This window comes from Limnohabitans sp. TS-CS-82 (assembly GCF_002943475.1).
In genome coordinates this window covers 67586-81396 of the sequence record NZ_PTQX01000007.1, presented here as the reverse complement: position 1 = coordinate 81396, position 13811 = coordinate 67586, and the positions used below count along the sequence as shown (strand labels likewise).

Genomic DNA, 13811 nt, shown 5'->3' with positions numbered 1-13811 from the left:
TCCTTATTTGAGCCAGACGAACCACGTCATCAGCAAGAACACGCCCAAGATCATGACCAAGGCGTAGTGGTAGAGGTAGCCAGTTTGCAACTGACGTGTCAATGAAGACACCCAACCCACCAACTTCCAAGAAGCGTTCACCACACCACCTTCGATGATGGCTTGGTCGCCGCCCTTCCACAGACCCGTACCCAATGCGCGAGCGCCACGGGCCAAGACGTTTTCGTTGAACCAATCCAAGTAGTACTTGTTCTCGAACAAGACATAGATGGGGTGGCACACGCGTTTGATCGCTGCAGGCACTGCTGGGTTGATCATGTACATGTAGTAAGACGATGCGACACCTGCGACAGCCAACCAGAACGGGGCTGTGCTGAGGGCGTGCAAAGCCATGGCGACAGCGCCGTGGTATTCATGAGCCAACTCGTGCATCACAGGGTGCTTATCGGCGTTGATGAAGATGGCATCGCTGAAGAACTCACCGAACAACAGTGGGTCGATGGTGTAGAAACCAATCAGCACAGAAGGAATGGCGAGCAAGATCAAAGGCACGGTCACCACCCATGGGGACTCGTGTGGACCGTGGTCATGGCCGTGATCGTCATGACCATGGTGGTCATCGTGCGCGTGGTGGTCGTCGTGGTGTGCATCAGGATTTTGGTCGTAACGCTCTTCACCGTGGAACACGAGGAAGTACATGCGGAACGAGTAGAACGCCGTCACAAACACACCCGCCAACACAGCGAAATGGGCAAAACCAGCACCAGGCAAGGTGCTTTCAGCCACAGCTTCGATGATGCTGTCTTTGGAATAGAAGCCAGAGAAGAACGGTGTACCGATCAAAGCCAGCGAGCCTAGCAACGAAGTGATCCAAGTGATGGGCATGTACTTGCGCACGCCGCCCATCCAACGGATGTCTTGGTTGTGGTGCATGCCCATGATGACGGAACCGGCACCCAAGAACAGCAAGGCTTTGAAGAATGCGTGAGTCATCAAGTGGAACACGGCCACAGAGTAAGCCGATGCGCCCAAGGCCACGGTCATGTATCCGAGCTGAGACAAAGTGGAATAAGCCACCACGCGCTTGATGTCATTTTGAATCAGACCCAAGAAGCCCATGAACAAGGCTGTGATGGCACCAATCACCAAGATGAAGTTCAGCGCAGTGTCTGACAACTCAAAGAAGGGCGACATGCGCGTGACCATGAAGATACCGGCAGTCACCATGGTCGCAGCGTGAATCAACGCAGAGATCGGTGTTGGGCCTTCCATCGAATCAGGCAACCAAACGTGCAGTGGGAACTGAGCCGACTTACCCATCGCACCGATGAACAAGCAGATACAGATCACTGTCACCAGCATCCAGTCGGTGCCAGGGAACGTAAGCGCACCCAATTCAGCGGCTTTGGCGAATGCTTCGGTGTAGTTCAAAGTGCCGCCGTAGGCAGCGATCAAACCAATACCCAAGATGAAGCCAAAGTCACCCACGCGGTTGACCAAAAAGGCTTTCATGTTGGCGAAGATGGCCGTGGGTTTGTTGAACCAGAAACCGATCAACAGGTAAGACACCAAGCCCACCGCTTCCCAACCGAAGAACAGTTGGAGCATGTTGTTACTCATGACGAGCATCAACATCGAGAACGTGAACAAGGAGATGTAAGAGAAGAAGCGGTTGTAGCCTTCGTCCTCTTGCATGTAACCAATGGTGTAGAGGTGAACCATCAATGACACAAAGGTCACGACGCACATCATCATGGCGGTCAGGCCATCGACCATGAAGCCGATTTCCATTTTGAGATCGCCCACCACCATCCACGTGTAAAGGGTTTCGTTGAAACGTGCGCCGTCCATGGCCACGCTTTGCAGCGTCATGGCAGACAGCACGAAGGCTATGAACACGCCCAAGATGGTGAGCGTGTGGGTCAAGGCGCGGCCAATTTTGTTACCGCCAAAGCGCGTACCAAAAATACCGGCCAAGGCAGAGCCCACCAGCGGTGCCATAGGCACTGCCAACAATGTAGAAGCTTGCAGGGTTTGTGACATGGTGAATTAACCCTTGAGCGTGTTGAGTTCATCCACGTTGATGCTGGACTTGTTGCGGAACAACTGAACCAGAATCGCCAAGCCAATGGCAGATTCAGCAGCCGCCACGGTCAAGATGAAGAAAACAAAGATTTGGCCGTTCAAGTCACCCAGGTAGTGAGAGAACGCCACGAAGTTCATGTTGACCGCGAGCAACATCAATTCAATCGCCATCAACAAGACGATCAAGTTTTTACGGTTCAAGAAGATGCCGATCACAGAGAGTGCGAACAGAATCGCACCCAGCGTGAGGTAATGGCCTAAGGTGATGCTCATGCTTTTGTCTCCTCTGCGGCGGGGGCTGCTGGTGCGGGCTTGACCGCATCCATCTTCACCAATGACACACGGTCACGGGCCTTGACGCGAACTTGGTCACCCGCATTTTGGAATTTGCTGTCTTTGCGTGCACGCAAAGTCAAAGCGATGGCAGCAATCAAAGCCACCAACAAAATCAACGCCGCCACTTGCACGGGGTACAGGTACTCGGTGTAGAGCAAGATGCCCAAAGCCTTGGTGTTGGAGGCTTGTGCCACCACCACATGACCCACATCTGCAGCAGAGGCTGCATCCACAGATGCAACAGCAGTCACCGAAGCAGGAGAAATAACTTGAGAAGCGACTTGCGCGCGAGGTTCACTGATTCGGAAACCACCCAACAATACCGCTGCCAACTCGAGCGCGATCACCGCACCCACTGTTGCTGCGAGCGGGAAATGCTTCCAGAAGCCTTGGCGAATGCTGTCGATGTTGATGTCAAGCATCATCACCACGAACAAGAACAAGACCATCACCGCGCCCACGTACACGAGCACGAGAGCGATGGAGAGGAATTCTGCTTTGAGCAACATCCAAATGCCCGAGGCTTGGAAGAAAGCCAAGACCAAATAGAGCGCGGCGTGCACAGGGTTGCGCGCCGTGATGACGCGGAATGACGCAAACAGCATGACTGCTGAGAACGCGTAAAAAAGAGCCGATTGAACGTCCATCATGAAATCTTTCAACGGTATTTGGCGTCAGCTGCTTTGTTGGCAGCGATTTCGGGTTCGTAGCGGTCGCCCACTGCCAACAACATTTCTTTGGTGAAGTACAGGTCACCGCGTTTTTCGCCGTGGTACTCAAAGATGTGTGTTTCAACGATCGAATCAACGGGGCAGCTTTCTTCGCAGAAACCGCAGAAGATGCACTTGGTCAAGTCGATGTCGTAGCGTGTAGTACGGCGGCTGCCGTCAGCGCGCTGGTCTGATTCGATGGTGATCGCCATCGCTGGGCACACGGCTTCGCACAATTTGCAAGCAATGCAACGCTCTTCACCGTTTTCGTAACGGCGCAAAGCATGTAGGCCACGGAAGCGAGGTGACAAAGGCGTCTTCTCTTCCGGGAACTGAATGGTGATGCTGCGGGAGAACATGTATTTGCCTGTGAGGGCCATGCCTTTGAACAGCTCGAGCAACAAGAAGCTCGACAAAAAGTCGCGCAACGAGAAAGGAGCGGAATGTGTAGTCGTTGTCATGGTGTAGTTCCGGCCTTAGTTCCAGATATTCCAAGGTGTTTGGATCCAAACACCCACCACCAACAACCAGATCAGGGTGAGCGGAATGAAGATCTTCCAACCCAAACGCATGATTTGGTCATAGCGATAGCGTGGGAACGTGGCGCGCACCCACAAGAACATGGTCACGACCACAAAGGTCTTGATGCCAAGCCAAATCCAGCCGGGGATCATGTTGAACAGCGCGTTGTCGATGGGTGACAACCAGCCGCCCAAGAACATCACCACGGTCAAGACAGAGACCAAGATCATGTTGGCGTATTCAGCCAAGAAGAACATGGCGAATGACATGCCCGAGTATTCGATCATGTGGCCAGCCACAATTTCAGATTCACCTTCCACCACGTCGAATGGGTGGCGGTTGGTTTCAGCCAAACCAGAGATGAAGTAGATGATGAACACAGGGAACAAAGGCAACCAGTTCCAAGACAGGAAGTTCAAACCTGCGTTGGCCATGCTGCCTTTGGCTTGACCCATGACGATGTCAGTCATGTTCAAGCTGTTGGAGATCATCAAGACGATCACGAAGCAAAAGCCCATCGCAATTTCGTAGCTCACCATTTGGGCCGATGCGCGCATGGCACCAATGAAAGCGTACTTGGAGTTGGAAGCCCAACCCGCGATGATCACGCCGTATACCTCGAGTGACGTGATAGCCATCAAGAACAGCAAACCTGCATTGACGTTGGCCAAAGCCACATCAGGACCAAATGGCACCACCGCCCATGCAGCCAAGGCTGGCATGATGGTCATGATCGGGCCCAAGAAGAACAAGCTGGTGGTCGCTTGAGTTGGGATGATGATCTCTTTGGTGAGCAACTTCAGCGCATCAGCGATGGGTTGCAACAAACCACCAGGGCCGGTGCGGTTAGGGCCTTTACGGATTTGGGTGTAACCAATGGCTTTGCGTTCCCACAAAGTCAGGTAGGCCACGCAACCGAGCAAAGGCAACAGCACCGCCACGATCTTAAGCAAGGTCCACAGCACGGGCCAAGCGATTGTGGTCCACCACACATCAGTCATCAAGCCAAAGCCTGCGTTGTAAATGTTGTCAACCATTACAGGCCTCCTTGCAACTTCGCGTCAGCGGTGAGTTGCAGCGATGGTGCGCGACGCACCAAGCTGTCGAGTTGATAAATCGCCGCAGAGGCAGGCTGACCTGCAGCTGGGCTCACGTCCACGCTCGCGGAGCATGCGTTGGACAACAAGGCCTGCACATCAGCAGGAATCGCTTGGGCGCGCACTTCTTCGATCGTCTCGAATTCGAAGCCAGGCACGTGGAGCATGGAGCCCAACACGCGCAAGACTTTCCATGCAGGACGTGCTTCGCCCAAAGGCTTGACCACACCGTGGAAGCTTTGTGCGCGACCTTCGGTGTTGATGAACGTACCAGCAGTCTCAGTGAAGGGCGAGATAGGCAACAGCACATCGCTGATGTCCATATTGGCCTTGAAGGGAGACAAGGTGACGACCATTTCGGCTTGACCGATGGCTTGTGCAGCAGCAGCGCCATTGGCAGCGTCGAAAGCGGGTTCGGTGTTGAGCAACACCACGGCCTTCAAACCACCTGCCAACATTTGGCCTGCAGTTTGACCACCAGCTTTTGGCAAGGCTCCTACTACTTGAGCGCCCACCGTATTTGCCGCTTCGCCGAGGTAACCCACAGTCGCACCGGTTTGTGCACCGATCCAGTTGGCCAAGCTGAGCAAGCTAGATGCTTTGGCATGGTGTGCCGCTGCGTTGCCCAACAAAATGGCTTTACGCTCACCGCCTGTCAATGACTTGGCGATGGCTTGTGCTTCTGCGCTGTTGGCGTTGCCAGCAACAGGTGCAGCAGCACCGGTGATGGCACCCACGGCAGCAGCGATGTCAGCCAAGGCTTGCACCCAGTTAGCGGCATCTGCCACCAAGGTGTTAGCCACAGGCATGGCCCAGTCGTAGGCTTGTGCGTTCAAGGCATTGACCTTGCCACCGTTGCGCACCGCTTGGCGCAGACGTTGGGCCATCAAAGGTTGATCTTTACGGATGTTTGAGCCAATCACCAATGCACGTTGCAGTGTGGTGAGAGAAGCCACAGAAGTACCCAACCAACGTACTTTGCCGTCGGTTTGGAAATCAGCAGCGCGCAAACGTGTGTCTATGTTTTGGCTACCCAAGCCGCGCGTCAGGCCAGCAACCAAGAACAACTCTTCAGCGGTGCTGTGTGGGCTGGCCAAAGTGCCGATGGCTTGAGGGCCGTGCTGAGCTTTGACGCCTTGCAGGCCGTTGGCCACGTACTCGAGGGCAGTTTGCCAATCGACTTCTTTCCACTCTCCGCCTTGCTTGAGCATAGGCTTGGTCAAGCGGTCTGCACTTTCCAAAGCTTCGTAACTGAAACGGTCGCGGTCAGCAATCCAGCATTCGTTGACGTCTTCGTTTTCCAACGGCACAACGCGCATGACTTTGTTGTTCTTCACTTGAACGACCAAGTTAGCACCCGTGGCGTCGTGTGGGCTGACCGACTTGCGACGGCTCAATTCCCAAGTACGTGCGCTGTAACGGAATGGCTTGCTGGTCAACGCGCCCACGGGGCAGATGTCGATCATGTTGCCTGAGAGCTCGGAGTCGACCGATTGACCCACGAAGGTTTCAATCTGAGCGTGTTCACCACGGTGGGACATGCCCAATTCCATGATGCCTGCCACTTCTTGACCAAAGCGCACGCAGCGTGTGCATTGGATACAGCGGCTCATCTCTTGCATGCTGACCAAAGGACCCACGTCCTTGGGATTGACCACACGTTTTTCTTCTTCGTAACGTGAAGTGGTACCGCCGTAGCCGACCGCCAAATCTTGCAACTGGCACTCACCGCCTTGGTCGCAAATTGGGCAATCCAGTGGGTGGTTGATGAGCAAGAACTCCATCACCGACTGTTGAGCCTTGATGGCGCGTTCGCTCTTGGTGCGAACAATCATGCCTTGCGTCACGGGTGTGGCGCATGCAGGCATGGGCTTGGGTGCTTTTTCCACATCGACCAAACACATGCGGCAGTTGGCCGCGATGCTGAGTTTCTTGTGATAGCAGAAATGCGGAATGTAGGTGCCGGCCTTTTCAGCTGCGTGCATGATCATGCAGCCTTCTTGGACGTCAATCTTTTTACCGTCGAGTTCGATTTCAATCATGGCACTTTATCCGTGTCAAACGTAGGCAGAGACCGTGCAGGTCTTGTGCGTGATGTGGTGTTCAAACTCATGGCGGAAGTGCTTGATCATGCCGCGCACGGGCATGGCTGCTGCGTCTCCGAGGGCGCAAATGGTGCGGCCCATGATGTTCTCTGCCACGTTGTCGAGCAAAGCCAAGTCGCTTTCGCGGCCTTCACCACGCTCAATGCGGTCGACCATGCGCCACAACCAACCTGTACCTTCACGGCAAGGTGTGCATTGGCCGCATGACTCGTGCATGTAGAAGTAGCTCAAGCGCAGCAGGCTCTTGACCATGCAGCGTGAGTCGTCCAAAACGATCACAGCACCTGAACCCAACATTGAACCGCCGTCTTTGGCGATGCTGTCGTAGTCCATGGTGAGCTTCATCATCAAGTCGCCAGGAACCACTGGCGAAGAAGAACCGCCAGGAATCACAGCTTTGAGCTTGCGGCCCTTGCGAACACCACCGGCCAACTCCAACAATGTGGAGAACGGTGTGCCCATGGGCACTTCGTAGTTGCCAGGACGCTCGACGTCACCGCTGACCGAGAAGATCTTGGTGCCGCCGTTGTTGGGCTTGCCGCATTCGAGGTAAGCCTGACCACCGTTGTTGATGATCCAAGGCACCGCAGCGAATGTCTCGGTGTTGTTGATGGTGGTGGGCTTGCCATACAAACCAAAGCTCGCTGGGAACGGTGGTTTGAAACGGGGTTGGCCTTTTTTGCCTTCGAGCGACTCGAGCAATGCAGTTTCTTCACCGCAGATGTAAGCGCCAAAACCGTGAGCAGCGTGCAACTGGAAGCTGAACGTGGAGCCCAAGATGTTGTCACCCAAGAAGCCAGCTGCGCGGGCTTCTTCGAGGGCAGCTTCAAAACGCTCGTAGGTTTGGAAAATTTCGCCGTGGATGTAGTTGTAGCCCACGCTGATGCCCATGGCAAAAGCGGCGATGGCCATACCTTCAATCACGATGTGGGGGTTGTGCTGCAAGATCTCGCGGTCTTTGCACGTGCCGGGCTCGCCCTCGTCCGAGTTACAGACCAAGTACTTTTGACCTGGGAACTGGCGAGGCATGAAGCTCCACTTCAAACCCGTGGGGAAGCCAGCGCCGCCGCGACCACGCAAACCTGATTCTTTGACGGTGGCGATGACTTCATCTTGTGTCATGCCCGTGGTCAAGATCTTGCGCAGGGCTTGGTAGCCGCCGCGCGCCACGTAGTCTTGGATAGACCAGTTGTTGCCATTCAGACCCGCCAAAATTTGTGGGCCGATGTGACGGTCGTGGAAACATGTTTCCACTGCGGTCGTTTGGAATTGGGAGAGAACTTGTAAAGCTTGGCTAGAGGTAGTCATGCTTATTCCTTCACCGCGCGCAAGCCTGCGACCATTTGGTCGATCTTGTCGTCGCTCATGTAGCTGCACATGGTGCGGTCGTTCACCAACAACACTGGCGCATCGGCGCAAGCGCCCATGCATTCGCCGGGTTGCACGGTAAACATGCCATCAGCCGTGGTCTCGCCGACTTCAATACCCAAGGTCTTGACCAAGTGCATCAAAGCGCCCTGCCCGTTGCGCAATTGGCATGGCAGGTTGGTACACACGTTGATCTTGAACTTGCCAACCGGTTGTTGGTTGTACATGTTGTAGAAGGTGGTCACTTCGTGCACAGCCATGGGGGCCATGCCAAGCAACTCAGCAATCACGCGCTCGCTCTCGGCGCTGACAAAGCCCTGCTCTTGCTGGGCGATGGACAAGCAAGCCATGACGGCAGATTGCTTCTGGTCGTCTGGGTATTTGGCGACTTCACGCGCAAAACGCGCCTGAGCCTCGGCCGACAGCGGTGCGCTGTGGTGGGTGTTTACAGAACTCATCGGTCAATTTCCCCGAACACAATGTCCATCGTGCCAATCACCGCCACGGTGTCAGCGATCATGTGGCCACGCGCCATTTCATCCATGGCTGCCAAGTGGGCAAAGCCAGGAGCGCGAATCTTCATACGGTAGGGCTTGTTGGCACCATCGCTCACGAGGTAGATACCAAACTCACCTTTGGGATGCTCAACGGCGGCATACGCCTCGCCTTCGGGCACGTGGAAACCTTCAGTGAAGAGTTTGAAGTGGTGGATCAACTCTTCCATGTTGGACTTCATGCCTTCACGGCTAGGTGCAGCCACCTTGTGGTTGTCGGTGATGACAGGACCTGGGTTGACACGCAACCAGTCCACGCACTGCTTGATGATGCGGTTGGACTGACGCATTTCTTCGACGCGCACCAAATAACGGTCGTAGCAGTCACCGGTTTTGCCCACAGGAATGTCGAAGTCCATGCGGTCATACACGTCATAAGGCTGGTGCTTGCGCAAGTCCCATGCAATGCCTGAGCCACGCAACATCGCGCCTGAGAAACCTAGGTTTTTCGCGCGCTCTGGCGTGACCACACCGATGTCAACCGTGCGTTGTTTCCAAATGCGGTTGTCGGTGAGGAGTGTTTCGTACTCGTCGACCAACTTGGGGAAGCGCTTGGTGAAGTCATCAATGAAGTCGAGCAAAGAGCCAGAACGGCCTTCGTTCAAACGTGCCACCGACTTGGCGTTGCGCACTTTGCTGGCCTTGTACTGAGGCATGCTGTCTGGCAGATCGCGATACACGCCGCCTGGACGGAAGTAAGCCGCGTGCATGCGCGCACCCGACACCGCTTCGTACATGTCGAACAAGTCTTCACGTTCGCGGAAGCAGTAGATCAAGATGTTCATCGCGCCGCAGTCGAAACCATGGCAACCCAACCACAACAAGTGGTTGAGCAAACGGGTGATTTCGGAATACATCACACGGATGTATTGCGCACGCTCTGGCACTTCAATGCCCATCATTTTTTCGATGGCCAAGCAGTAAGCGTGCTCGTTACACATCATGGACACGTAGTCGAGACGGTCCATGTAGGGCAACGATTGAATGTAGGTTTTGCTCTCGGCCAGCTTCTCAGTGGCGCGGTGCAACAAACCGATGTGTGGATCGGCACGTTGGACCACTTCGCCGTCGAGTTCCAACACCAAACGCAGCACGCCGTGTGCTGCAGGATGTTGAGGGCCCAAGTTCAGGGTGTAGTTCTTGATATCAGCCATGGTCAGTGCGTACCGCCGTAGTTGTCTTCACGAATGATGCGCGGTGTGATTTCGCGCGGCTCGATGGTGACGGGTTGGTACACCACACGTTTTTGCTCGGCGTCGTAACGCATTTCCACGTGACCCGAGGTTGGGAAATCTTTACGGAAGGGGTGACCCACAAAACCGTAATCGGTCAACAAACGACGCAAGTCGAGGTGACCTTCGAACACGATGCCAAACAAGTCAAACGCTTCGCGCTCGAACCAGTTGGCAGAGTTCCACAAATCATTGACAGAGGCGACCACAGGCACGTCTTCGCTCACAGCAAACACGCGCACACGCAAGCGCCAGTTATGGCTAACCGACAATAAATGGCTCACCACGGCATAGCGCGGGCCATCTGTGAATTTGGAATGGGCGCCGTCCTTGTAGCTGGAATAATCAAGACCACACAGGTCCATCAACTGCTCAAAGCCCAAACGCGAATCGTCGCGCAAGGTTTGGCAGACACCGTGGTAGTCGGCCGCAGAGACCGTCAAGGTCAATTCGCCCAAAGCGGATTCGAGAAGCATGACTTTGCCGCCCAGCACGTCGTGCAAGGCAGCTTCAAGCGTTTGAATGGAATGACTCATCTGTTTTTCCTAATCAGCGAGCAATGGTGTTTTCGCGGCGGATCTTGCTTTGCAGCTGCAAGATGCCATACAACAAAGCCTCAGCCGTGGGCGGGCAGCCTGGCACGTACACATCCACAGGCACGACGCGGTCACAACCGCGCACCACCGAGTAGCTGTAGTGGTAGTAACCACCGCCGTTGGCGCATGAACCCATGGACAACACCCAACGTGGCTCAGACATCTGGTCGTACACCTTACGCAAAGCGGGGGCCATTTTGTTGCACAAGGTGCCAGCCACAATCATCAGATCGGACTGACGGGGACTTGGACGGAACAACATGCCGAAACGGTCGATGTCATAACGGGCAGCACCCGCATGCATCATTTCCACCGCGCAGCAAGCCAAGCCGAATGTCATGGGCCACAAAGAGCCTGTTTTGGCCCAATTCACCACCGAGTCATACGACGTGGTGATGAAACCTTCTTTGAAAACGCCTTCAAGTGACATAGTTGATCCTTATTCCCAATCGATGGCGCCCTTGATCCACATGTAGGCAAAGCCTGCAACGAGGATGGCAAGGAAGATCATCATGTCGATGAAACCAATGAAACCAATTTCCTTGAGCGCCACGGCCCAAGGGAACAAAAATGCGATTTCCAAATCAAACAAGATGAAGAGGATGGCAATCAAGTAGTAGCGCACGTCAAACTTCATGCGCGCGTCTTCAAACGCTTCGAAGCCGCATTCGTAAGGAGAGTTTTTGGCCGGATCTGGGCGACGAGGGCCTAAAAAGAAACCGATGACTTGAGGAGCAACCCCCACGCCTAGGCCCACAAGGATAAATAAGAGGACGGGAAGGTATTGTTCTAAGCTCATCTCAATCTCGCGGTCTGACTATCTGGTTTTTAGTCTGCGAAGTCTGCCGTAACTGGTTGACACCAGAGTTACAGCAGACTTTTTTTGGATGGTGCCGTCGGCGAGACTCGAACTCGCACAGCTTTCGCCACTACCACCTCAAGATAGCGTGTCTACCAATTTCACCACGACGGCTTTGGGTTGTTTGTTCAAAAAAGCGAAGAGGGATAACGCATCCTGAACAGCCTAAGAGTTTACCCCGAAAAAGGGCCCCATTCGCTCTGAGGCGTTAAGGTTTTGCGATTACTTCGTTGGAATTTGCGCAGCACCAGAGGCTGGCACTTCCACCACCGGCGCAGGCGCCACAACAGCACCTTCGAGCACACTGCCAGAGCTGACAGGACGCAAGTTACCGAAGTAAGCCAAGGCCAAAGTACACACAAAGAACACAGCTGCCAACACACCGGTGGTGCGTGACAAAAAGTTCGCGCCACCGCTGGCACCAAACAAGCTGCCCGAGCTACCGCTGCCGAAAGCTGCGCCCATGTCTGCACCTTTGCCGTGCTGAACCAAGATCAAACCAATCATGCCCAAGGCAGACAACAATTGAACCACTTGGACGATATTCAAAATCAAACTCATAAAAACTCCGAAAAAATGATTACTTTCAACGCGCCGCAGCCGCGATGATGGTTAAAAAATCTGCAGCTTTCAAGGCTGCGCCACCTATGAGGCCACCGTCAATGTCGGGCTGCGCCAACAATTCAGCGGCATTCGCCGCATTCATGCTGCCGCCGTACAAGATGTGCACACGATCCGAATGCTCGGTCGCCGCTTTTAACTGACCACGCAACACCGCATGCACCGCTTGCGCTTGCTCTGGCGAGGCAGTTTTGCCTGTGCCAATGGCCCAGACTGGCTCGTAAGCCACCACGATTTCGCTGATGCAATGGCCGTTGGTGTGAATCACAGCGGCCAATTGTCGCTTGACCACCTCTTCGGTCTTGCCCGCTTCGCGTTCGGCCAAAGTTTCGCCCACACACACAATGGGCGTGATGCCCGCCGACAAAGCGCGTTGCGCTTTATGCGCCACTTGCTCATCGGTTTCACCGTGATATTGACGACGCTCAGAATGCCCCACGATGGCGTAACGCACCGCAAAGTCTTTCAACATCGCAGCCGCAAGCTCACCGGTGTAAGCACCCTGCTCGTAAGCCGACACATCTTGGGAACCCAAATCAATGCCAGAGCCTTTGACCAGCTGCTGCACTTGCGACAAATACGCCGCAGGCACGCACACCGCCACTTGCGCGTGTTTGCCGCCCAAGGCTTGCGCCAAGCCCTGCTGCACATCGTGCACCAAGGCCTCGTTGGCAGCCAAGCTGCCATTCATCTTCCAATTGCCTGCAATAAGTTTTTGCTTCATCACTTACCCCAAGTCAAAACAATCTTGCCAATGTGCTGATTGGACTCCATCAAACGGTGCGCATTGGCTGCACCATCCGCTGAAGCCGCATCAAACGTGGCGTGAATCACAGGCTTGATACACCCAGACTCAATCAATGGCCAAACGCGCTCTCGCAAATTGCGTGCAATCGCCGCTTTGAATGCCACAGGTCGTGGACGCAATGTCGAACCCGTGATGTGCAACCGACGACGCAACACCTTGCCTGCGTCAAAGTTACCTTTGGTGCCACCTTGCAAAGCAATGATGACCAAGCGGCCATCTTCTGCCAAGCAATCCACCTCACGCGCCACATACTCGCCAGCCACCATATCGAGCACCACATCCACACCTTTGCCGTTGGTCAGGCGCATGGCCTCGGCCGCAAAGTCGTGGGTTTTGTAGTTGATGGCATGGTCTGCACCCAGGGCCACACAAGCTGCACATTTATCGTCGCTGCCCGCAGTCACGATGACGGTCGCGCCCATGGCCTTGGCCATTTGAATCGCCGTCACACCAATGCCACTAGAGCCGCCTTGCACCAGCAAGGTTTCGCCCGCTTGCAAATGCGCACGGTCAAACACATTGCTCCACACGGTAAAGAATGTCTCAGGCAACGACGCTGCCTCGACATCACTCAACCCTGCTGGCACTGGCAAACACTGGGCCACGGGCGCCACGCAATACTGAGCATAGCCGCCACCAGCCACCAAGGCACACACACGGTCACCCACTTTCAGATCGGCAGCAGCCAAAGCTATTGCATCGCCTGATTCGATGACACCTGCCACCTCAAGGCCAGGCACGTCTGACGCACCAGCAGGCACGGGGTAGTGACCCATTCGCTGCAACACGTCAGGGCGGTTCACGCCACTGGCGCTGACACGAATCAGCAACTCACCCTCACCTGCCTGCGGCACAGGCCGCTGGCCAACGCACAGCACCTCTGGGGCGCCGTACGTGGTGATTTCAACGATGTGCATC

The 13811-nt window shown here is 54.9% G+C and carries 15 protein-coding genes and 1 tRNA gene; all 16 read right to left on the bottom strand.

Annotated elements, in window-relative coordinates:
• Positions 1 to 3 precede the first annotated feature (3 nt).
• Complete coding sequence (gene nuoL / locus C5F52_RS14945) at positions 4 to 2043, bottom strand: NADH-quinone oxidoreductase subunit L (protein ID WP_161499710.1); 2040 nt, start codon at positions 2041 to 2043, stop codon at positions 4 to 6.
• Between the two features lie 6 nt (positions 2044 to 2049).
• Positions 2050 to 2358, bottom strand: a complete 309-nt coding sequence (nuoK, locus tag C5F52_RS14940) for an NADH-quinone oxidoreductase subunit NuoK (protein ID WP_104799163.1) — start codon at positions 2356 to 2358, stop codon at positions 2050 to 2052.
• Positions 2355 to 3068 carry an NADH-quinone oxidoreductase subunit J gene (locus C5F52_RS14935; RefSeq protein WP_104799162.1) on the bottom strand — a complete coding sequence of 238 codons (714 nt, stop codon included), beginning with the start codon at positions 3066 to 3068 and terminating at the stop codon, positions 2355 to 2357. The genes nuoK and C5F52_RS14935 overlap by 4 nt, the downstream gene beginning before the upstream one ends.
• Positions 3069 to 3079: 11 nt before the next feature.
• Complete coding sequence (gene nuoI / locus C5F52_RS14930) at positions 3080 to 3592, bottom strand: NADH-quinone oxidoreductase subunit NuoI (protein ID WP_104799161.1); 513 nt, start codon at positions 3590 to 3592, stop codon at positions 3080 to 3082.
• 15 nt (positions 3593 to 3607) lie between these two features.
• Positions 3608 to 4690, bottom strand: coding sequence for an NADH-quinone oxidoreductase subunit NuoH (gene nuoH / locus C5F52_RS14925; RefSeq protein WP_104799160.1), 1083 nt, complete (start codon positions 4688 to 4690; stop codon positions 3608 to 3610).
• The gene (gene nuoG, locus C5F52_RS14920) at positions 4690 to 6792 is read right to left on the bottom strand and encodes an NADH-quinone oxidoreductase subunit NuoG (protein ID WP_104799159.1); all 2103 of its coding nucleotides are present in this window, start codon (positions 6790 to 6792) and stop codon (positions 4690 to 4692) included. The genes nuoH and nuoG overlap by 1 nt, the downstream gene beginning before the upstream one ends.
• 15 nt (positions 6793 to 6807) lie before the next feature.
• Entirely contained in the window at positions 6808 to 8163 is a 1356-nt protein-coding gene (nuoF, locus tag C5F52_RS14915; RefSeq protein ID WP_104799158.1) for an NADH-quinone oxidoreductase subunit NuoF, read from the bottom strand.
• A 2-nt stretch (positions 8164 to 8165) separates the two neighbouring features.
• Positions 8166 to 8681: an NADH-quinone oxidoreductase subunit NuoE gene (gene nuoE, locus C5F52_RS14910; RefSeq protein ID WP_104799157.1), complete on the bottom strand. Its 516-nt coding sequence runs from the start codon at positions 8679 to 8681 to the stop codon at positions 8166 to 8168.
• Entirely contained in the window at positions 8678 to 9931 is a 1254-nt protein-coding gene (locus C5F52_RS14905; protein ID WP_104799156.1) for an NADH-quinone oxidoreductase subunit D, read from the bottom strand. The genes nuoE and C5F52_RS14905 overlap by 4 nt, the downstream gene beginning before the upstream one ends.
• A 2-nt stretch (positions 9932 to 9933) precedes the next feature.
• Entirely contained in the window at positions 9934 to 10545 is a 612-nt protein-coding gene (locus C5F52_RS14900) for an NADH-quinone oxidoreductase subunit C (protein ID WP_104799155.1), read from the bottom strand.
• A 13-nt stretch (positions 10546 to 10558) separates the two neighbouring features.
• Positions 10559 to 11035: an NADH-quinone oxidoreductase subunit B family protein gene (locus C5F52_RS14895; RefSeq protein WP_100132916.1), complete on the bottom strand. Its 477-nt coding sequence runs from the start codon at positions 11033 to 11035 to the stop codon at positions 10559 to 10561.
• Positions 11036 to 11044: 9 nt separating this feature from the next.
• Positions 11045 to 11404 carry an NADH-quinone oxidoreductase subunit A gene (locus C5F52_RS14890; RefSeq protein ID WP_104799154.1) on the bottom strand — a complete coding sequence of 120 codons (360 nt, stop codon included), beginning with the start codon at positions 11402 to 11404 and terminating at the stop codon, positions 11045 to 11047.
• An 89-nt stretch (positions 11405 to 11493) separates the two neighbouring features.
• A tRNA-Leu gene (locus tag C5F52_RS14885) sits at positions 11494 to 11578 on the bottom strand.
• A 108-nt stretch (positions 11579 to 11686) separates the two neighbouring features.
• A complete protein-coding gene (secG, locus tag C5F52_RS14880; RefSeq protein ID WP_104799153.1) occupies positions 11687 to 12025 on the bottom strand; it encodes a preprotein translocase subunit SecG in 339 nt (112 codons plus the stop codon).
• Between the two features lie 25 nt (positions 12026 to 12050).
• Positions 12051 to 12809: a triose-phosphate isomerase gene (gene tpiA, locus C5F52_RS14875; RefSeq protein ID WP_104799152.1), complete on the bottom strand. Its 759-nt coding sequence runs from the start codon at positions 12807 to 12809 to the stop codon at positions 12051 to 12053.
• Positions 12809 to 13810, bottom strand: coding sequence for an NAD(P)H-quinone oxidoreductase (locus tag C5F52_RS14870; protein WP_104799338.1), 1002 nt, complete (start codon positions 13808 to 13810; stop codon positions 12809 to 12811). Before C5F52_RS14870 ends, tpiA begins: the two co-directional genes overlap by 1 nt.
• Position 13811: the final 1 nt, after the last annotated feature.